22 protein-coding genes are annotated in these 19,764 nt (G+C 59.6%); 9 read left to right on the top strand and 13 right to left on the bottom strand.

The genetic code is table 11. From position 1 onward, the window contains the following. Positions 1 to 13: 13 nt before the first annotated feature. Entirely contained in the window at positions 14 to 943 is a 930-nt protein-coding gene (locus L1C91_RS05645; RefSeq protein ID WP_234858389.1) for a DUF3152 domain-containing protein, read from the bottom strand. 26 nt (positions 944 to 969) lie between these two features. After that, on the bottom strand, positions 970 to 1,194 hold the full coding sequence (locus tag L1C91_RS05640; protein WP_234858388.1) for a DUF3107 domain-containing protein: 225 nt from the start codon (positions 1,192 to 1,194) through the stop codon (positions 970 to 972). Positions 1,195 to 1,236: 42 nt separating this feature from the next. Between L1C91_RS05640 and L1C91_RS05635 the strand changes: the two genes are divergently transcribed. Both L1C91_RS05635 and L1C91_RS05630 read left to right on the top strand, forming a co-directional pair. Further along, a complete protein-coding gene (locus tag L1C91_RS05635) occupies positions 1,237 to 2,583 on the top strand; it encodes a DEAD/DEAH box helicase (protein ID WP_234858387.1) in 1,347 nt (448 codons plus the stop codon). Beyond that, on the top strand, positions 2,580 to 3,818 hold the full coding sequence (locus tag L1C91_RS05630) for an Rv3212 family protein (RefSeq protein ID WP_234858386.1): 1,239 nt from the start codon (positions 2,580 to 2,582) through the stop codon (positions 3,816 to 3,818). Before L1C91_RS05635 ends, L1C91_RS05630 begins: the two co-directional genes overlap by 4 nt. 27 nt (positions 3,819 to 3,845) lie before the next feature. Here L1C91_RS05630 and L1C91_RS05625 read toward each other — a convergent pair whose 3' ends face one another. Then, the gene (locus L1C91_RS05625) at positions 3,846 to 4,319 is read right to left on the bottom strand and encodes a hypothetical protein (RefSeq protein ID WP_234858385.1); all 474 of its coding nucleotides are present in this window, start codon (positions 4,317 to 4,319) and stop codon (positions 3,846 to 3,848) included. Positions 4,320 to 4,879: 560 nt separating this feature from the next. On the opposite strand from L1C91_RS05625, the gene L1C91_RS05620 reads away from it, so the two are divergent. Together L1C91_RS05620 and L1C91_RS09555 are read left to right on the top strand one after the other, a co-directional pair. Next, on the top strand, positions 4,880 to 5,140 hold the full coding sequence (locus L1C91_RS05620) for a WhiB family transcriptional regulator (protein WP_020975695.1): 261 nt from the start codon (positions 4,880 to 4,882) through the stop codon (positions 5,138 to 5,140). Positions 5,141 to 5,256: 116 nt separating this feature from the next. After that, positions 5,257 to 5,331 carry a 50S ribosomal protein bL37 gene (locus L1C91_RS09555; RefSeq protein ID WP_390885311.1) on the top strand — a complete coding sequence of 25 codons (75 nt, stop codon included), beginning with the start codon at positions 5,257 to 5,259 and terminating at the stop codon, positions 5,329 to 5,331. 109 nt (positions 5,332 to 5,440) lie between these two features. Here L1C91_RS09555 and rsrA read toward each other — a convergent pair whose 3' ends face one another. Together rsrA and L1C91_RS05610 are read right to left on the bottom strand one after the other, a co-directional pair. After that, positions 5,441 to 5,686 (bottom strand): mycothiol system anti-sigma-R factor, encoded by a 246-nt coding sequence (rsrA, locus tag L1C91_RS05615; RefSeq protein WP_234858384.1) that lies wholly within the window; start codon positions 5,684 to 5,686, stop codon positions 5,441 to 5,443. Positions 5,687 to 5,688: 2 nt separating this feature from the next. Further along, a complete protein-coding gene (locus L1C91_RS05610) occupies positions 5,689 to 6,291 on the bottom strand; it encodes a sigma-70 family RNA polymerase sigma factor (RefSeq protein ID WP_234858383.1) in 603 nt (200 codons plus the stop codon). A gap of 35 nt (positions 6,292 to 6,326) precedes the next feature. Here L1C91_RS05610 and L1C91_RS05605 point away from each other — a divergent pair, with 35 nt between their 5' ends. Further along, complete coding sequence (locus L1C91_RS05605) at positions 6,327 to 6,863, top strand: aminoacyl-tRNA deacylase (RefSeq protein ID WP_234858382.1); 537 nt, start codon at positions 6,327 to 6,329, stop codon at positions 6,861 to 6,863. 9 nt (positions 6,864 to 6,872) lie between these two features. On the opposite strand, the gene L1C91_RS05600 is transcribed toward L1C91_RS05605, so the two are convergent. Continuing rightward, entirely contained in the window at positions 6,873 to 7,226 is a 354-nt protein-coding gene (locus L1C91_RS05600; protein WP_234858381.1) for a DoxX family protein, read from the bottom strand. A 70-nt stretch (positions 7,227 to 7,296) separates the two neighbouring features. Here L1C91_RS05600 and aroA point away from each other — a divergent pair, with 70 nt between their 5' ends. The 3 genes from aroA to L1C91_RS05585 are packed head-to-tail and all read left to right on the top strand — an operon-like array spanning position 7,297 to position 11,057. After that, positions 7,297 to 8,664 (top strand): 3-phosphoshikimate 1-carboxyvinyltransferase, encoded by a 1,368-nt coding sequence (aroA, locus tag L1C91_RS05595; protein WP_234858380.1) that lies wholly within the window; start codon positions 7,297 to 7,299, stop codon positions 8,662 to 8,664. A 21-nt stretch (positions 8,665 to 8,685) separates the two neighbouring features. Next, positions 8,686 to 9,663 (top strand): ribosome small subunit-dependent GTPase A, encoded by a 978-nt coding sequence (gene rsgA, locus L1C91_RS05590; protein WP_234858445.1) that lies wholly within the window; start codon positions 8,686 to 8,688, stop codon positions 9,661 to 9,663. A 26-nt stretch (positions 9,664 to 9,689) separates the two neighbouring features. After that, positions 9,690 to 11,057 (top strand): chloride channel protein, encoded by a 1,368-nt coding sequence (locus L1C91_RS05585; RefSeq protein ID WP_234858379.1) that lies wholly within the window; start codon positions 9,690 to 9,692, stop codon positions 11,055 to 11,057. 66 nt (positions 11,058 to 11,123) lie between these two features. On the opposite strand, the gene L1C91_RS05580 is transcribed toward L1C91_RS05585, so the two are convergent. The 4 genes from L1C91_RS05580 to L1C91_RS05565 all read right to left on the bottom strand — a co-directional run bounded on the left by L1C91_RS05580 (position 11,124) and on the right by L1C91_RS05565 (position 14,747). Next, on the bottom strand, positions 11,124 to 12,452 hold the full coding sequence (locus tag L1C91_RS05580; protein ID WP_234858378.1) for a fatty acid desaturase family protein: 1,329 nt from the start codon (positions 12,450 to 12,452) through the stop codon (positions 11,124 to 11,126). Between the two features lie 51 nt (positions 12,453 to 12,503). Beyond that, entirely contained in the window at positions 12,504 to 13,613 is a 1,110-nt protein-coding gene (locus L1C91_RS05575) for a ferredoxin reductase (RefSeq protein WP_234858377.1), read from the bottom strand. Positions 13,614 to 13,734: 121 nt separating this feature from the next. After that, the gene (locus tag L1C91_RS05570) at positions 13,735 to 14,298 is read right to left on the bottom strand and encodes a DUF6912 family protein (RefSeq protein WP_234858376.1); all 564 of its coding nucleotides are present in this window, start codon (positions 14,296 to 14,298) and stop codon (positions 13,735 to 13,737) included. Positions 14,299 to 14,300: 2 nt separating this feature from the next. Beyond that, positions 14,301 to 14,747, bottom strand: a complete 447-nt coding sequence (locus L1C91_RS05565) for an HAD family hydrolase (protein ID WP_268836530.1) — start codon at positions 14,745 to 14,747, stop codon at positions 14,301 to 14,303. 152 nt (positions 14,748 to 14,899) lie between these two features. Here L1C91_RS05565 and L1C91_RS05560 point away from each other — a divergent pair, with 152 nt between their 5' ends. Beyond that, positions 14,900 to 15,331: a hypothetical protein gene (locus L1C91_RS05560; protein ID WP_234858375.1), complete on the top strand. Its 432-nt coding sequence runs from the start codon at positions 14,900 to 14,902 to the stop codon at positions 15,329 to 15,331. A 31-nt stretch (positions 15,332 to 15,362) separates the two neighbouring features. On the opposite strand, the gene secA is transcribed toward L1C91_RS05560, so the two are convergent. From secA to L1C91_RS05545, 3 genes are all read right to left on the bottom strand, one after another. Further along, positions 15,363 to 17,972, bottom strand: a complete 2,610-nt coding sequence (gene secA, locus L1C91_RS05555) for a preprotein translocase subunit SecA (protein WP_234858374.1) — start codon at positions 17,970 to 17,972, stop codon at positions 15,363 to 15,365. A 171-nt stretch (positions 17,973 to 18,143) separates the two neighbouring features. Then, positions 18,144 to 18,800: a ribosome hibernation-promoting factor, HPF/YfiA family gene (hpf, locus tag L1C91_RS05550; RefSeq protein ID WP_020975681.1), complete on the bottom strand. Its 657-nt coding sequence runs from the start codon at positions 18,798 to 18,800 to the stop codon at positions 18,144 to 18,146. Positions 18,801 to 18,981: 181 nt separating this feature from the next. Next, the gene (locus L1C91_RS05545; RefSeq protein ID WP_234858373.1) at positions 18,982 to 19,734 is read right to left on the bottom strand and encodes a ComF family protein; all 753 of its coding nucleotides are present in this window, start codon (positions 19,732 to 19,734) and stop codon (positions 18,982 to 18,984) included. Positions 19,735 to 19,764: the final 30 nt, after the last annotated feature.

Genomic DNA, 19,764 nt, shown 5'->3' with positions numbered 1-19,764 from the left:
CTTTAGGGCCACTTTAAGGGAATGGCCACGCATTCGGCCGGCACACAAAGTCATTATTCGGATAGGACTCAGAAGGACTGATCTTCCGCAGCTCAGCATTATTCAAACTCAGCGTCTGCTGCATCATGATCGGCGCCAAAGCCCCCTGAGCACCACACGGCTCATGATTGGCATAGCCAATACCGTGCCCAACCTCGTGATTAATCAAATACTGGCGGTACGCGCCCAAATCACCCTGGAACGTCGTCGCACCACGAATCCACCGCGCCTCGTTAATGATCACCCGGTTACCGATTGGAGTGAAACAGCTGGTCTCCATCTCCAAATCATTACCGCAATGCTCATGGGTAGTTTCCGTCGACGCCAACTGAATACGCAGATCAGGCTGCTCACCCTGACCATTAAAATTCGCCCCGTTAGGGTCCAGGCCATCGCCAGAGACATGCTGGAAAGCGAAACGCTTATCCGCCGTCCACCCCTTCGGATTAGACAACGTCGCGTCAATCATCGCAGCTAGGGCGTCCTCGCCCCCATACGAAGAGGCATCCAAACCATCCTCAACCTCGATGACATAACGGAAGGTTTGCTCCTGCCCCTGCCCAACAACATCGCCAGGAGCACCCAGAACATGGAAACTCCCCTCGCCCTTCTGCGTATAAGGAGCACCCGCCGGCAGCTCACCGGCCGGAAGAACCACATCACGGGCACCCCCACGCGAAGGATCAGGGCTCTGACCCCAATCACGCCCCGAACCAGACACAGCGCCGGGGTGCGCCACAGAATCCGACGCGGCGTCATCACCCGAAACCACATCCACCACGACCCACACCGTCAGGACAATCAACACAGGGATCGCGTACGCACGCCACCCAAACTCCCGCGCAAAACGCACAAAAAAAGAGTCTTGGCGCGAATCTCGGCGGCGGCGAACTGGATCAGTCATAAGGGCAAAATTATAACGTCAGGCGACTACACCGAAAAACCAACAGAACGGCTGGAATCCGTGCCGATCTCCACAAAGCTAATATCCGCGACGCGAACCACGTACACGCGTCCCAGGGAATCCTCCAGATTCAGCAGCTGCTCGCTGCCTTCCAAAGCACCCCGAATCTGGCTGACCACAGCATCACGATCCCCCGACAAACTCACAGTGAGCTCACGAGGGCTGTCTTTAAAACCAATCTTGATATCCACGCTTTGAAACATACACGGATTCGACGCACTACTATGTAAAGAGTGCCTAGGTCTCAACGCCCACCCCAGCCAAAACACACCCCTGCGCCCACATTCGCCGAACTCGGCGTGGCAGTGGAAATCGTCGAGGCCCTCGCGCAACGCGGCATCCACCACACCTTCGCCATCCAAGAACTCACCCTGCCCATCGCCCTCGACGGACACGACCTCATCGGCCAAGCGCGCACCGGCATGGGCAAAACCCTCGGCTTTGGTGTCCCCCTGCTAGACCGCGTCTTCGACGACGCGTCAATTGAAGAACTCGACGGCACCCCCCGAGCACTCGTCGTCGTCCCCACGCGCGAACTAGCCGTACAGGTCAGCGACGACCTCACCCAAGCAGCAAGCAACCTACCCGTCCGAGTCCTCACCATCTACGGCGGACGCCCCTACGAAGAACAAATCGACGCCCTGAAACAAGGTGCGGACGTCGTCGTTGGCACCCCGGGGCGACTCATCGACCTGTACCAACGCGGCAACCTCGCGCTGGATAACGTGGCCATACTCGTTCTCGACGAAGCCGACGAAATGCTCGACCTGGGATTCCTTCCCGACATCGAAAAACTCATGCGGGCACTCACCCACAAGCATCAAACCATGCTGTTTTCCGCCACCATGCCGGGGCCCATCCTCAGCCTCGCCCGCAGCTTCCTCAACAAACCCATCCACATCCGCGCCGAACAAGCCGAAGCATCAGCAACCCACACCACAACCACACAGATCGTGTTCCAGGCCCACCGGATGGACAAGCCAGCGATCATCGCCCAAGCTCTCCAAGCCCCAGGTCGCGGCCGCACAATCGTATTCACCCGTACCAAGCGAGGGGCATCCACATTGGCAAGCGACCTTGCCGAATTGGGTTTCACCGTTGGCGCCGTGCACGGCGATCTGCCCCAGCACGCACGAGAAAAGGCACTCGCAGCGTTCCGCCGCTCGCCGGAAGAGCCAGGCAGCATCGACGTGTTGGTAGCCACCGATGTCGCAGCGCGCGGGATTGACGTCGACGACGTCACGCATGTAATCAACTACCAAACCCCCGACGATCCCATGACCTACATCCACCGCATCGGACGCACCGGACGCGCAGGGCACTCAGGCGTAGCCATCACTCTCGTAGCCCTGGAGGAGCTCGACAAATGGTCAGCCATTAACACCGAACTCAACCTCGACAAAGAACAATTACCCGAATGGTTTAGCACCTCGCCCGAACTGCACCAAGCACTCGGCCTATCCAGCAAAGTCAACCCCCGAGTTGGGGCGCCGCGCCCCGTCTACGGCATGGGCCCCTCCTCACGTGAGCGCGCCCCACGCAGCAGCCGCCCACGCAGTCGGAAGAATCAGCGCGCATGAAACCACTCCGATCCACCCGCAACGACTTGATCGCTGTCGCGGCCCTGAGCACCATCACCGCACTAGCCATCACCACAGTCTGGGCAACCTCCGAGCACCGCTCAAGCCACCTCGACACAAGCCTCAGCGCCGAACAACCGGCAGAGATCAAGGCCCCCACCACCCATCTGCCGGACACGCTCAGCGAACGCTACGAACTCTCCGACAACGCCATCACAGCAGCCTACAAACCAACCATCATTGATGGGGTGCTGCTGACCTCAACCAACGATGATTCTTCCTCCGAAGTCACCGCCTTCAATCCAGACAACGCCGAACAACTGTGGACGTACACACGCACCCTACCCCTATGCTCCCTGTCCACCGCGTTTCAAAACGCCTACCCCACCTACCTCAGCAACAGTGGGTGCGGGGACACAGTGGGAATCCGCGCACGCAGTGGAACCTACGCCGCCACCCGCAGCACTCTAGCGTCCCGCGACGTCATACCTATTTCCTCCAACAGTGCGGTGGGCACCGTATCAACCCAACGGGTGGAACTATGGCGAAGCGACCTCGTGCGAACCGTCGAATACGGCCAGGTAGAAGCCCCAGCCGAACCGAACTTACAGCCGCACCCTGGGTGCACCATCGATTCCGCACTCACGCGCACAGACCTGCTGACTGTTGTGGAACGCTGCGACGGCCAAACGCAGCTGACGTTCCAAAAGTCAGTGCCCGAAGAATCCCGAACCCCCGAGCTCGACGAGGACGCTACGGTTGAGCTGCCGGTAGGCTCGCACCTCGTGGCGGTGGCGCAGCACGGCGCCGCGATCTGGTCCCCCAAGGACAACAGCGTGCACGCTTACGACGACAGCGGAGCACTGCTGAGCAGTTTCCCCGTGGCCGGAAAGTCCCCCGCCAGCGCAGCAGGCAAAGACCTGCCCTTCGCGCCGATGGTCGCCGACTTGCCCTACCACATCGCCTGGTTTGATGGCAGCGCGCTGCACTTGTTAAAACCCGAGGACTTGTCCCTGGGGCACACGTTTGACGACGCCATCGGCACCCCAATAGCCATAGGTGAGGACGTCGCGTATCCCACTGCCTCAGGTATCCGCATTGTTGACTGGCACAGCGGCGAAACAAAACAAAACATTGAGGTTGATAGGAAGGGCTATGCGGGCCCTGTGGGACTAGGCCTGGCCGCCAACACCTTGATCGAAAAACGCGGCGATGTTGTAGTCGGATTATCCTGATAATCCCGCGGGTGTAGGAGCACTAACCTAGCCGTACATCCGGGCTGCCCAGGCCACTGATTCCTTCGCAAATAGCCTGCTCAGGCAGTACAGTGCGACGGCTCCGACGATGATGGCCAACCAAGGCATGCCGCCTTTCCACATGTAGATGGTGATCATCACGAGCAGCAGCTGCATCATGAGCACGGGACCTCGCCCCCAACGATTGCCTCGACGCAGGTACACACCTGCCACGCCAACGGCGCCAAACACGCAGAGCAAGAACACTGCGGTGCCATAGCCGATCATGCTTCCGCGGCTGGGGTCGGACACCAAGAGGCTGTCGTCCGTGCCTGACAAGGCTTGATGCACGACCGCCGCTATGGCGAGGACGCCGCCAACGATTCCCTCGATGATCGCAACGATGCCCGCATGCATGAGCGCGCGGGGTACTTCGTTGGGCGAAGGATTGGTGATGTCGTTAGTCTTCTGTGCCGGGGTGGGGTGTTGGGGTGAGCTCACAAGTAAAGAAGTCTATCTTCTATCGCCCCGATGTGCCGTGCGAGACCACCGGCTGGAGTCTCACATTCTGAACTACCCCCGGCCTGTTCAGTTTGACTCAATCGTGGCATAAGCTCTCGCTATCACTCGTGTCAAAATACTGGACGCCACGGTACATTTCCGCCGTTTAGGGCACACTTATAGCGTTCGGGCAGGGGGGCAAAAACCACATAGAAAAACCTGAGAATTTGTGAAGAAACGTGAAAAAATCCATTTTGACTACCCCCGCCGAGCACGTCAGGACAATCACCTAAGGGTGATTTAGCTCTCTTTTTTAACGAGACCCTAGCGGAAGCGTTAAAAAAATGTAATGCTAAATCCCGTAATCACGAACAGGACGCACCCTGCGTGCCACATGCGAACAACACTCTTCGCATCTAGGTAGTGGGCCCAGCCAGAGATCATGCCGCAGCAGTAATGGTGCGCTGATAGCGCAACACTACAGTGCCGCTTTCCCGCAGCGCTATTAGTCAGGCCCGTCCCCGTGCCCCGTGTATAGAAACCTTTAGAAGGAGAATGTTATGGATTGGCGCCACCAGGCAGTATGTCGCGATGAAGACCCGGAGCTCTTCTTCCCAGTCGGTAATTCCGGGCCAGCACTGTCCCAGATCGCTAGCGCGAAACTAGTGTGCAATCGTTGCCCAGTGACCACCCAGTGCCTCAACTGGGCACTGGAAACCGGCCAGGATTCCGGAGTCTGGGGTGGTATGAGCGAAGACGAACGCCGCGCACTCAAGCGCCGCAAGAACCGCGGCCGCGGCCGCGCACGCGTCACGATCTAACACCCCTCATAGCACCCCATTAACTTTCCGGGGTTGGATAATTTCCGATACTAGGGTTCCGCCTACTAGAGTGGTGCCAAGTAAAAGCCTCTACCTATTTTTATAAGGAGTCAGCCATGAGCAAGCGTGGCCGCAAGCGCAAGGACCGCCGCAAGGGCAAAGCAAACCACGGCAAGCGTCCCAATTCCTAACACGCACAGCCTGTAAAAAGCGGGGCGGAAACCACTTGTGATGGTTTCCGCCCCGCTTCTTTTATGCCCACCTGAACGCCCGGTGAGCAGCGCGGTGCTCTAGCGATCCCTAGCTGTCGGACTCGATGGCGATCGTTTGAATAGTGATGCTGATGCGCTCCCTTAACACCGTCGGCGCCTGAGCACAGCAGCAGCTGCGCACCAACTGACGAACGTCGGTTTCGATTCCCAAACGCTCCACGCATCCCGGGCAGCGCTGAATATCGGCAAGTAACTGTTCCTTGCGCTCAGGGGCGCATTCCCCGTCCAAAAGCTCCCTGAGCCGCTCATAGAGCGTGTCGCAATTGCAGCTCATGATCAGTTCTCCTCGCCTACTGTGCCTGCTGTGTGAGTACGTTTCTCGGATGCGGCAACACCGATGCCTCTTTCTTGTGCTACGTCTTTCAACGCGTCACGCAGCTTTTTTCTTCCACGGTGCAATCGCGACATCACCGTGCCGAGCGGCACGCCCAGGATTTCGGCGATTTCTTTATAGGCCAGGCCTTCAACATCCGCGTAGTAGACGACCATGCGGTAGTCTTCGCTCAACGCATTGAGCGCCTCGGAGATTTCGCTGGTTGGCAGCTTTTTCAGCGCCTCAACCTCAGCGGATTCCAGCCCTTGAGATTCATGGGATGCCGAGGACAGCAATTGGTAGTCGGTGATTTCCTCGGCACTGGTTTGAGTGGGTCGGCGCTGCGCTTTGCGGTAGTTGGTGATGTACAGGTTGGTCATGATCCGGTACATCCACGCCTTGAGGTTGGTGCCTTGGATAAAGCTGTCGAAGGCTTGGAAGGCTTTGATGTAGGTTTCCTGCACAAGGTCCTCGGCGTCTGCGGGGTTGCGAGTAAGCCGCAGTGCACCGCCGTAGAGCTGGTCGAGCAGAGGGAGTGCTTGTTGTTCGAAGGGGGTTTGTCCCATGCGGCTATTGTAGCCCGGGGGTTTAGGGTGGTTTTATGGCTAAGAAACGTTCCAAGAAGTCATCTGGGTCGCGTGCTGGTGGTACTGCGGCTTTGCGTGTGCTTCATGACGCCGCGGTCGACTTTGAGGTCCACGAATTCGACGCAGGCAAAGATCACTTCGGGGCTCATGCTGCGGAGGCTTTGGGCGAGTTACAGGTGGACCCAGGGCAAGTGTTCAAAACGCTGGTGGTGGATTTGACTGCTGGGCGGGGTCCGAAACGTTCGCTGGGGGTGGCGTGCGTGCCGGTGGAGTGCACGTTGAGCTTGAAGAAGGCTGCTGCGGCTTTTCAGGTGCCCAAGGTGTCGATGGCTGACCCGAAGGATGCCTCCCGTTCCTCTGGCTATGTGCCTGGCGGAATTTCCCCCCTGGGACAGAAGACACCACTGCCCACCGTTATTGACCACAGCGCCCAGCAATGGGACAGGGTATACGTGTCGGGTGGGCGCCGCGGGCTGGACGTAGGGCTTGATCCTGCAGTGCTTGCCCAGCTGACGGAAGGCGGCTTCGCGGATGTGTCCGCGACGTCATAAATTAATGCCTTAATCCTGCTGGTGCGCGATGTTCCAGCCTGCGCGCAGCAACGGCAGCTGCAGGGGGATCCGGCCGTAGGCGATAGCCCTCTGACTCAGGGGACGATCGCGCCAGTCGTAGGCCATATAGATGTTTCCAGGCCACACCCCAGCCATCAGAGCGAGGGTAGCCCAGCCGCCGACCCGCCGCGTAGAGGGGTTGGCCAACAGTGCGGCCGTGCCGACCTCAGCCACACCAGAGGCCAAGGTGTAGAAACGCTGATTGGGTGGCAGCCCTGGCGGGACAAGTGCGTCGAATCCTTCGGGGCGGATAAAGTGCATCACTCCAGCGAATGTGAAAAGGCCAACGAGAAAGTTCTTCATGTCGGCCAGCGTAGCCCCTGCCGCTGTGGCACTGCCCCGCTTGCGCCTGTCACCCACTACAGTTATTGCCATGAGCTGGAACGCCCCCGCCGCCCCCGACCGTCCGATTGATGCTTTTGTTACCGTTCCCGGGTCGAAGTCTATGACGAACCGAGCGTTAGTGTTGGCGGCGTTAGCGAATGCCCCCTCAACCATTGTGGGTGCGTTGCGTAGTCGGGATTCCGACCTGATGATCGCCGGCTTGCAGGCGATGGGTGCGCGCATTGAAGAGGATTGCTCAGGGGCGCAGCCGGTGCTGAAGGTTATTCCCGGTCCGATTGGCGGTGCGGAGGTAGATTGCGGGCTCGCGGGCACGGTGATGCGTTTCCTTCCGCCTGTTGCAGCCCTGGCGGCCTCCGATGACGGTGGGCCTGCGTGCGTGCGTTTTGATGGCGACGAGCAAGCCCGCAAGCGCCCCATGGGTTCGGTGCTGGGGGCTTTGCGTTCCGTGGGGGTTGACGTGGCGGGTGACGCTTTGCCTTTTGAGGTGTGTTCGTCGGGTTATAGGCCCCGGGGCGGCACGGTGACTATCGACGCGTCTGCTAGTTCGCAGTTTGTGTCTGGGTTGTTGCTGTCGGGCGCGCGCTACGCTTCGGGTTTGGAGGTGCGCCATTCGGGCGGCCGGGTGCCCAGCATGCCGCATATTGAGATGACTGTTGAGATGCTGCGCAGCGCGGGTGTTGACGTCGCGGTGGATGGGTCGCAGTCGCCGTCGTGGTGGCGGGTGGCTCCGGGCCCTATCGCTGGCCGGCAGTGGGTGATCGAGCCTGATTTGTCTAATGCGACGCCGTTTTTGGCGGCTGCTGCGGTGACTGGCGGTTGTGTGAGGACGCCGTGGCCTGAGTCGACGACGCAGCCGGGTGAGGAAATCCGGCCGATTCTGGAAGCCATGGGTGCCCGGGTGGTCTTTGAACCGTGTGCTAGCGGTGATGCCGGCGATAACGGCAATGCCAGCGGCGGGGCCTTGGGGCGCCTGCGGGTGTGCGGCCCCTCTGATGGTGTTCTGCAGGGCGTTGAGTGGGACATGTCAGCTATCGGCGAGCTCACCCCCACGGTGGCTGCGTTGGCTGCTGTGGCCTCGACACCTAGCCACCTGTATGGCATCGCGCACCTTCGCGGGCACGAAACCGACCGTTTGCAGGCTTTGGCTGCGGAGATTAACCGCTTGGGCGGCGCCTGCGAGGAGCTCGATGATGGTATCCGAATTACCCCTGCTCCGCTGCATGGTGGCGTGTGGCATTCTTATGCCGATCACCGCATGGCGACTGCGGGCGCGATCATTGGCCTGAAGGTTGACGGCGTGATGGTCGACGATATTGAGACCACGTCGAAAACTCTGCCGGGATTCGCCGGAATGTGGTCGGACATGCTCGGATTGGCTTCGGGTAGGGCGGTGTAGGCCGTGGCTCGTTCGCGTGGGATGCGCCGCTGGGATGAGTCTGATGTGCGGGTGCGCCCAGGGAAGGGGTCCCGCCCCCGTACGAAGGATCGACCTTCGCATGATGACGCCGTGTTCGGCATGGTTGTCTCGAAGGATCGTGGTAGGTGGGGCGTCCAGCTGGATGAGAGTGCTGGGGGCGCGCGGGTGGTGGCTATGCGCGCGAGGGAAATGGGCCGCACTGCTGTAGTGGTTGGGGATCGCGTGGGGCTAGTTGGGGATACGTCGGGCCGGAAGGGTTCTTTAGCTCGGATCGTCAAGCTCGAGGAGAGAAGCAGTGTGCTTCGACGCACTGCCGATGACACTGACCCCTACGAGCGGGTGGTGGTCGCTAACGCAGATCAGCTACTCATTGTGTCTGCTGTTGCGGATCCTCCCCCGCGCACTGGCTTCGTCGAGCGCGCATTAGTCGCTGCTTTTGTTGGCGGGCTCTCCCCCGTGCTGTGCCTGACCAAGTCTGATTTGGCGGATCCGACGGCGTTCGCGGAAGAGTTTGAGGCGCTCGACGTTCCTGTGGTTGTGTGCGGCATTAATGATGACCTCGCGCCTGTCCGCGACGTCGTCAATAATCATGTGACCGCACTGATCGGCCACAGCGGCGTTGGGAAATCCACGTTGGTGAATCGTCTCGTGCCCACTGCCGAGCGCGCGACTGGTGAAGTATCTGGCGTGGGCAAAGGACGGCATACGTCCACCCAGTCGGTGGCCTTGGAGCTGCCCGATGGGGGTTGGATTGTCGACACCCCGGGCATCCGCAGTTTCGGCCTGGCACACGTTGATGCCGACGCGGTCATCGATGTGTTTGATGACCTTCGGCAGCAGGCGGAAGATTGTCCCCGGGGTTGTTCTCACGCAGAGCCCGGCTGTGCGCTCGACGAGCTTGAGGGCTCTAGTGGACGCCGCGTCACGGCTGTTCGCGCGCTGATCACTGCCCTACGCACGAACGTCGACTGGGAGTGACCATGGCCCATTTACCGCGACTGTCCATGCGACGTGTCCCCGGCCCGGAGCAAGGCCCTGCCGCCCCAGGGGATCGCGCCTGGCTCACCGAAACCCCAATGAACAGGCTCGCAGCGTATTCGATTATCGCGGGCGTCGTCACCGGGGTGTTGGTTGCCGGGGTCAACTGGGCAGTTATTTTGACCGAGCGGGCCGTATTTGGTGTCGACCATTTGGAGGTGTTGTCGCCAGCGGAATCTGTCACCCCGACTCGCCTTGCGATCACGCTCATCGGCGTGGGTATTGTCACTGCAGTGCTGTGGTTCCTGCTTGACCGCTTCGGCAGACCCCAGGTGGCCGTACCTGGTGCGATGCAGGGTAAGAACATGCCGGTTGTGACCACTTTGCTCAGTGCTTTTTTGCAGGTGTGCAGTTCGGCTGCTGGTGCGCCAATCGGTCGCGAAAACGCGCCACGCCTGGTGGGTGGTTTGGCTGCTGCCGGCATGGCTACGACGTTCCGTTTGGACGGGGAGGCCCGCAAAATCCTGGTCGCCTCTGCCGCTGGTGCTGGCTTGGCGGCTAGCTTCCACCTTCCTTTGGCAGGCGCGTTGTTTGCCTTGGAGCTGCTTCTGGTGGAGATGTCAACCCGCACTGTCATTGCGACGATGGTGTGTAGTGCGACGGCGGTAGCCACGACGTCATTACTGTTTGATAATCCGCCGTTTTATGTGGCTCTTCCGTTGACTGAAGGCCCGCGTTTTTTGCTGGCTGCGGTGATTGTGGGAGCGGTTGCTGGGTCTGCTGGGCACTTTTTCGGTCGCGTTGCGCGGCGGATGGCGGCGCATCATGCCCGTGGGGTGTCGTTGTTGTGGCAGATGCCGCTGGCGTTCATTGTGGTGGCTGCGGTGGCTCGGGTGATTCCGGGGGCTAGTTCCAATGGTCGTTGGGCGGTTCAGACCACCTTGGATATGGGTGTGCTGCTCAGCGGGCCGTGGGATGCCACTGGCCGGGTCATGTTGGCGTCTCTTGCATTGTTGTTCCTGGCGCGCACTGTGCTGACGTTGTTGTGTTTCCGCGTGGGCACCATTGGCGGTACTCTCACCCCCGCGTTTGCGATGGGCGGCACGATTGGTGCGGCGGTGGGCATTGTGATGCAACCATTGTTTCCTGACGTCGCGGTGGGTGCGTTTGCGCTGATGGGTGCGGCCGCATTTTTGTGCACGACGATGGCTGCCCCCATGTTTTCGATGCTTGCCGCAGTGGAGCTGACGGATATGCCTTCGCAGGGGTATTTGGCGATGTTTGTTGCCGTTATTGCTGCGTCGTTGGCTACGCGTGCGTGGGCGGTTATTACTGATAAAGAGCATCGCGTCTTGCCGTTTACCAGCCAGGCGTGGACTGGGGAGTCCCTTTAGCTTCGCGCAACGCAGAAGGCTGGTGCCCCAGTGGGGTCACCAGCCTTGTGTCTTCATGCGGGGTGTTTAGAGCTGCCCGCGTGAACCGGAGGCCTTGACGGTTGGGCGTGCGCGGTTGGTGTCTTTGCCTAGGGCTGCCCGGATGAGGTGGGCGGTGCCTTCGGCAACGCTGGGGCGCAATTGCTTGAGCATCTTCAGTGCGGGCCGCAACCCGCGGCGCAAGCCGTGGGCGTCAACACCGGTGTGAAGCTTGGCTTCCATCTCTTCGGTAATTGCTTTTTCGCTGCGCACTTCGGGCGCGTTGTGCGGGTGTGCTGCTAGGAAGCGGTTGGGCAAGGTGAGCTTGAGTAGGGTGCGTTGAACCTTGAGGAACTGCACGGGGAAGGAGTCAACGTTGTAGGGCAGGTCGTATTCTTCCGCCAACGCGCGTACTTTCTTGCCGACCTCAGCAAGCCTGTTGGAGGGCATGTCGGGGAAAAGGTGGTGCTCGATCTGGTAGTTCAAGTTGCCTGACAGGATGGTCAGGATTTTGCCACCGTGGAAGTTTGCGGATCCGAGCATCTGTCGCAGGTACCATTCGCCTTGTGTTTCGTTGGCGAACTGCTCCTTGGTGAAGGTTTCGGTCTCGTCCGGGAAGTGGCCACAGAAGATCACTGCATAGGACCACAGGTTTCGCGCCAGGTTGGCGTACATGTTGGCTTTGGCCGTGGTGGCAAAGTGGGTGCCGGACAGCGCTGGGAAAAGGATGTAGTCTTTGATGACTTGACGCTTGGACTTGTGCACAACATCCCAGAAGCGAGGGGCGGTCTCTTCCCAGGATTGCTTGCCTGCGAAGTAGCGCCCAAGTTCTACGTCATAGAAGGCCACCGCCCATTGGAACAGGCTGGCCAAAACGGCGTTGGTCAGGGGCTGCGCGAGGAAGAAGGGGCTCCACTTGCGGTCGCGGGTGACACGGAGGATGCCGTATCCGACGTCATTGTCCATGCCCAAGATGTTGGTGTATTTGTGGTGGACGAAGTTGTGGGAGTGCATCCACTGCGATGAGGGGCAGGTCATGTCCCATTCCCAGGTGGTGGAGTGGATCTCAGGGTCGTTCATCCAGTCCCATTGGCCGTGGATGACGTTGTGGCCGATCTCCATATTTTCCAAAATTTTGCTCAACCCCAGCATGCCGGTGCCCAACCAAAACAAGGGCTTTTTGTGGCTGAACAGCAGTGCTGCGCGGCCGCCGACCTCGAGCCCGCGCTGGAAGCGGATGAGGCCTTTGATATACGCGACGTCATTATCCCCCAGGGAGTCTTCGACCTCTTTTTGGATGGCGTCGAGCCTGCGGCCGATCTCTTCGATGTCTTCGTCAGTGAGGTGGCTGTATGCCTTGATGTTACTGATTGCCATGGTGTGCTCCTTGCAGTGTGTTTAGTGTCTTTGTCCTGTTGCGGGTTGCGTTTAGCAATTCACGCGGCAGTCCCCTGCTGCCACAGACACGCACGTTCGGATGCGTTCCCCGGGGCCTTTGGTTTCCCCCGTGCGAAGGTCGGTGACGTACCCGTCGTCGAGCTCGCGCACGCAGGTTTGGCAGATGCCCATGCGGCAACCAAAGGGCAGTTGAATGCCTGCGTCCTCCCCTGCTTCCAGCAGAGTGGTCGCACCGTCGATGGTCACGGTAGCGCGATCGCCGAAGGAGACGGTGCCGCCTTGCGCATCCGAGGTGCGGTCGAGGGTAAAACGCTCCGTTTTGAGTTCTTTGAGGTTGTCGGACCAGCTTTCCAACTGGTCGAGCATCTCCGAGGGGCCGCAAGCATAAGCCACGCGTTGATCGTGGTCGTCGACGAGCTGTTCAAGTTGCTCTGTCGTGATGCGGCCATCGGTGGAGGTGCGTCGGAGGATCAGCGTGTAATTGGGGTATTGGTCGAGTTCGCGAAGGTCATCGCCAAACAGTAAGTCGTCGTCTGTGCGGTAGGAGTGCACGTGGATGACATCTGGGAGCCCGGCAGACTTGTCGGTGTTGAAGTGCCCGCGGATTTCCATAGTGCGCAGCATGCTGATTACTGGGGTGATGCCGGTGCCTGCCGTGACAAAGAGGAGTTTTTCGGGCAGCGGGTTGGTCAGGTGGAATTCGCCTGCGGGTGCGGCCAGTCGCACGTGCATACCGGGGCGCGCGCTGCCTACCAGGTGATTGGATAGCTTTCCGCGTTCTACGGCCCGGACGGTGATTTCTAGTCGGCCGCCTGCGGGGTTGGGCGGGCAGGTCAGCGAATAGGATCGCCAGGTGTATCGCCCATCGATTTGGACGCCGATGCCGATGTATTGGCCGGCTTCGAAGTCTGTGGGCACACCCCAACCGGGTTCGATCACTAGGCTCACGGTGTCGGCTGCGCCCACTTCCCCTTCTGCGGTGTGTGGGGTGTGTTTGGTGACGCTGATGATCTTGCCGCGTAATTCGCGTGCGGACCACAGTGGGTTGACCAGTTGTGTGTAGTCGTCCGGCAGCAGGGGTGTGCTGAATCGTTTGAGGACGCCGCGTAATCGCTTCAGGCCGTCTGTTGTTGGGGCCATGCCGCTCCTTTTGCCAGTCAAATAGTACGAGACCGTAGCTTACGGCACCGTAGCTAACTTGGCAACCCCAAGTGATAAGGCCGACCAACAAGATCATCCTGTCGATCGGCCCTAGCCCCACTTAGATCATATAAATCTGATCTGCCACCTCGGCTAATTCGCTGGGGTCATACCACGCCATAAAGACGTCCATGGCGTTCCACACGGCAATCTCCGCACCCTCATCCCCCAGATCGGCCTGGTCGATCGCAAGCGCCGCAGCCTTGATGGACGCCGCACCCTCCGGCTCACCCGCGGCACCCAAGGCGGCCGGATCGTCAACGTGAATGGCCGCAACGTCCGCGGCGTCAATATCCACATCGGCCAATTCGACGATTGCAGGCCCCAAATCCGGGCGGGGGCTAACGTTCCGATCAGCTACATCACAACTAATGACGACGCGTCGGTAGACGCCTGCGGGATGTTCCGCGTCCACGTACTCCGGATCGATCGTGGCGAGCATGCGCAAGGATGCTAGCGCTGCCTCGTCGAAGGCGTACTGGCTGACCCCGTCTTCGTCGAGGTCGCTTAAATCGCGCTCGAGGTCGGCGGTCACCGCGTAGCCCCAGCCGCCGGGGGCTTTGATGGACTTATCGGCGGCGAGGGAGCGCAGCGTTTCTGGCGTCGCGGGAAGGAAAATCCTCACGGCTAGAACTCGCCTTTCAGGCCGAACAAACCGCACACCTCGACGACGGTGCGGTCGAACTGCTGGTAGTAGCAACCGATGAGGCCTGCATCCACAGCGCCGCGCACGTTGATGATGGAGTCGTCAACCATGACGCAGTCATTGATCGGCACACCGAGGGTGTCGGCGGCGATACGGAAGGCTTCCTCATCGGGCTTTTCGTAGCCGATTTCGCCGGATAATAGGACTGCGTCAACCAGACCGCGGTATTCCAATTCGCGGATGTGTTCCGCGCCGTCTCCACCAGGATCGTTGGATAGCACTGCCAGTGCGGTGCCGTGGGCACGAAGCGCTTCCAGCAGGTCCCTCCAGCGGCGGCGTGCTTCGTCGCTGCCGTCGAGGACTCCGGCGTAGTCGATAATCAGGCCGCTCATAGTGCGGGCCTGCTTGGGTGCGCGGGTCTTGTCCATGTGTGGCTCCTTGTAAAACTGTCGGTCGTTTTCGTAGTCGCTTGTGTCCGTCAGCGGTATCGGGGGGGCGCGGTCGACGGGCATCGGCTTTCCAGAGTAGTCTTAACGGCGTCCTCAAGTGTATTTCTTTGGTGCCGTCTGAGCATTCGCCCATGAATGATGTACGCCCTGTGGCCGGTTTGTCTTTGCTGTGTGTTCCGCAGCCGCCGCCTAAGCACCACTGTCATGATGATGACGCCGCGGTGCGTCCCTCTGCGCAGGGGCTTGCGCCGATTGTAAAGGCGCTTAATTTTATTTTTGGGATGGACAGCCTGAGCCGTTCAACGGCGGCGGTTTTTTCCTCCAATGTTCGGGCTTATGTGCGGCGGCGCTCAAAGACTGTTCCGCACGGCCCGGTGGCTATCCGCAGTATCCGTATGCAGAAGATGACGCCTACGGCGATCGAGTTTAATGGCACCGCCGTGGCAGTAGATCACGATATGAGCTACGCGATTTGCGGCCGTTTGGATAGGCCTGCGCTTGCGCATCCTGGGGCTAGGCCTGGTGCAACACAATGGAAGCTCACCAGCTTCACTGTGTTGTGATGCTGGTGAGCTTCCTTGGTCGGGCTGTGCGTTAGACCTCGACGGTTACTTCGTTTTCGCCACGCAGTTGCTTGTCGAGGGCGAATATCTTGCGGACGGTTTCTTCCTTGATGGCGTCCTTCATGGCGTTGAACATGTCTCCGCCTTCCTTCTGGTACTCAACGAGCGGGTCGCGCTGAGCCATTGCGCGGAGGCCGATACCTTCCTTGAGGTAGTCCATCTCGTAGAGGTGCTCGCGCCACTTCTGGTCGACGGTCGACAGGATGGCTTGGCGTTCCACCGCGCGCAAGGGATTGGGTGCTTCAGCAGGCTCGGAGACCTTGACACCCAGGGCGGACAGCTGCTCGGCCTGGTTGGCTCGAACTTCAGCTTCGCGCTTGCTTAGGTTTTCTTCCAGCGCAGTGTACTTGCGGTGAGCGTCGTCGAGCAGGGCTTGGGTGAGGTCCTCGGCGGAGAGTTCACCGGCGGCACCATACTCGCTGCCTTCGAGCAAGGACTTCCAGCTCATCGTGGGGCCGTACAGGGCTTCCAGCGCGTGCCACAGCTTGTCGAGATCCCAGTCTTCGACGTAGCCTTCGGCAGTCGCTGCAGCAACGTAGCCAGCGATGGTGTCGTCGAGCATGGCCTGAACCTGCTCTTGTACGTCGCGTCCTTCGAGGATTTGGTTGCGCTCGGAGTAGATGACCTTGCGCTGCTCGTTCATCACCTCGTCGTACTTGAGGACGTTTTTACGCATCTCGAAGTTCTGGTTTTCCACCTGCGACTGGGCGCCGCGAATGGAATTGGTGACCGCTTTCGACTCGATCGGGACGTCATCGGGCACGTTGAGGCGATTCATCATCGCTTCCATGCGGGGGCCAACGAAGCGGACCATCAGGTCGTCACGCATCGACAGGTAGAAGCGGGTTTCACCCGGGTCGCCCTGGCGGCCGGAACGACCACGCAGCTGGTTGTCGATACGACGAGACTCGTGGCGTTCGGTACCGATGACATACAGTCCGCCGGCTTCGCGGGCTTTCACCGCGCCCTCTTCGGACTTCTTGCGCTCGCGCTCAAGCACCTCTTGGTACTTGGCGTTCCATTCCTCTTCGTCTTCAATCGGATCCAACTTGACGTTTTTCATCTCGGCAAGCGCGATGACGTCAGGGTTACCGCCGAGAACAATGTCGGTACCACGACCAGCCATGTTGGTGGACACAGTCACGGCGCCGGCACGACCAGCGTAGGCGACGATCTCTGCTTCTTCCTCGTGGTGCTTAGCGTTGAGCACCTTGTGGGGAACGTGCATGGCGTTGAGGATTTCGTGGAGGTACTCAGAGCGCTCCACGGAGGTCGTACCGACCAGGACCGGCTGGCCTTTTTCCGAACGCTCCTTAATGTCCTCAGCAACCGCCATGAACTTTGCTTCCTGAGTCTTGTAGACCAGGTCGGTCAGGTCTTGACGTTGGTTGGGCCGGTTGGTGGGGATCGGCACCACATTGAGTTTGTAGATTTGGTGGAGCTCGGCGGCCTCGGTCTCCGCCGTACCCGTCATGCCCGCGAGCTTGTCGTAGAGGCGGAAGTAGTTCTGCAGGGTGATGGTGGCCAAGGTCTGGTTTTCGGCCTTGATCTCCACGCCTTCTTTAGCCTCGATGGCCTGGTGCATGCCCTCGTTGTAGCGACGACCGGACAGCACACGGCCGGTGAACTCGTCGACAATCATGACTTCACCGTTGCGGACGATGTAGTCCTTGTCTTTGGTGAATAGCTCCTTAGCCTTCAGAGCATTGTTCAGGTAGCTGACCATGTCCGAGTGGTCGGGGGCGTACAGGTTGTTCATGCCGAACTGATCTTCGACGAAGGCCACGCCCTCTTCAGTGACAGCCACGGTCTTCTTGCGGATGTCCACTTCGTAATGGATGCCGTTTTTCATGCGAGGAACCAGGCGCGCAAAGTCGTTGTAGCGCCCGGATGCCCCATCTGCAGGGCCAGAAATGATCAGCGGGGTGCGGGCCTCATCGATGAGGATAGAGTCAACCTCATCGACGATGGCGTAGTGGTGCCCACGCTGGACGCGATCCTCCAGGCTGGCCGCCATGTTGTCGCGCAGGTAGTCGAAACCAAACTCGTTGTTGGTGCCGTAGGTGATATCGGCGTTGTAGGCGGCGCGGCGCTCTGCGGGGGTCTTCTCAGACAGGATGACATCGGTGGTCAAACCCAAGTACTGGTGGACGCGGCCCATCCACTCACAGTCACGCTCTGCAAGGTAGTCGTTCACAGTAACGACGTGCACGCCCTTGCCTTCGAGGGCATTAACGTAGGCGGCCGGCACACAGGTCAGGGTCTTACCCTCACCGGTGCGCATTTCGGCGACGTTGCCGTAGTGGAGGGCGAATGCGCCCATGAGCTGCACCTTGTAGTGCTCCTGCTTGAGGACACGGCGGGACGCTTCACGGACAGTCGCGAATGCTTCAATGAGCAGATCATCCAGGGTCTCACCGTCTGCGAGGCGCTTTTTAAACTCGTCGGTTTTGCCCTTGAGCTCTGCTTCCGACAGATTGTGGTACTCATCCTCGAGGGCGATGACTTTGTCGGCGTAGGCGGCGTAGCGCTTAACAACGCGCCCTTCGCCGATGCGGAGGAGATTGGACAACCCAAACACTAGATAAGGTCCTTAAATTATTTTTACGGAACAAGCGTCCTTTTGTACTGAGGCAAGACTTGGCTAGACGACTAGACAGTCAGACACTGCAATCATAGTCGCACGAAACCGCCGCCCACCAAACAGGTGTAGCGGCGGTTAACCTCGTGCACAACTATAGGCCGGATGAGCTTAGGCCAGTGCGATCAGACCGTAGTCGTATGCATGACGACGGTAAACAACGCTGGGACGGCCGGTCTCTTCGTCAAGGAAGAGGTAGAAGTCGTGGCCAACCAGCTCCATCTCGCTTAGAGCATCGTCGACACTCATCGGAGTGGCGGGGTGCTCCTTGCGGCGCACAACCTGGCCGAGCTTGACCTCTTCGACGAGGTCTGCGTAGGGATCCTCATCGAATTCACCCTTGGGGGCTTCCATCTTGGCAGCCTGCGCTGCGAGCTCGACAGCGACCTGATCGGTCGGCATCGGGGTACGGTGACCACTGCGACTGATCTTGCGGCGAGCCTTGACCTTGCGCAGCGAACGCTCCATGCGGCTCAGCGCAGTTTCGAGGGCTGCGTAGAAGGAATCTTCCTTAGCTTCTGCACGAGCGATGTGGCCCTTGCCGGTTGCGGTGATCTGAATCTTGTCGGATTCGTCTGCGCGGCGCGGGTTGGGCTCGTGCTGGAGCTCAACATGGAAGAAGGTGAGAGTGGGGTCTAGGCGAGCAATCTTTGCAAGCTTGCTGTGTACTCGTTCAGCAAAATGGTCTGGAACTTCGACATTTCGACCGGTGATATTGACCTTTACATCGGGGCTTAGAACATTGTTCTTGTCAGCAGGCGTTGTCACGTGCTTGTACCTCCCGGTATGGCCACCCTCGACTGTGAATGGGATTACTCACAACCTCAGCAGGTGACGTGAATTGCTACACACTTAACGATACATTCACCCCTAGGCTTTCGCTACCTTCTGAAGCAATTTTCATCCCCTCCCCCACAGATACCTTCCAAACCCCCTGCTCGCCCACAATCTAGGCGATACAGATCACAATAGCCGCGTCCACCGTGAAACCCGCGGACTGCAGAACCCTCACCGACTCCGCGAGCGTCGCCCCAGTGGTTATAACGTCATCAAACAACACCACATGACGCCCCCGCTGCCCTATGATCTCGCGATACCGATCCAATGCAGCAGCGTCTAGCTGCACTTTTCCCCTCAGGTTTTCCTGCCTAGCCTGCACACCAAGTCCAACAGAATCACGAACATTATCAGCATGACTCAACAGTGGTACTACCTGCCATAAAGGTTCTATATCTGCAGCATGAGCGCACATAGCGCGCACATGGTCACCCCCACGTGTCCGAGCGGACGCCCGGCGCGACGGAGCCGGCACAGCCAACCACTGCCCCACCCAAGGCAACTCGCCGCGCGCCTGAAGATGCGCCACACCCGCAGCAAACATTGAGCCCGCCACCATCGCGGCGTCATGACGCAAGTGTTCTTTAACCCCCAGCACAACACGGCGGTGCGCCCCAGCATAAGGGGCAAAAACAAACGTGGGGCACCCAACGGGGATACGAGCACTCATGCGCTCCGGAGGACGGCGAAGCTCCAGCAAGCACGAGTCGCACACCTGTGTGAACGCAGCACCCCGCCCCTCAATCGGAGCCGCACAACCAACACAATCCCTAGGAAACACCAGATCAGCAGCATCAGCCGCCCAACCCCGCACCAGCCGCTTTAACCGCGTGGAATGCCAACGCCACCCCCCTGCCATATCCACAACTACCCCCTCAATCTCTACTAAGCCGTC

Origin of the sequence: Corynebacterium argentoratense, from assembly GCF_021491455.1 — a bacterium.
GTDB lineage: Bacteria > Actinomycetota > Actinomycetes > Mycobacteriales > Mycobacteriaceae > Corynebacterium > Corynebacterium argentoratense_A.
The sequence above is the reverse complement of the archived record's forward strand: the minus strand, read 5'-3'. Positions and strand labels throughout refer to the sequence as shown.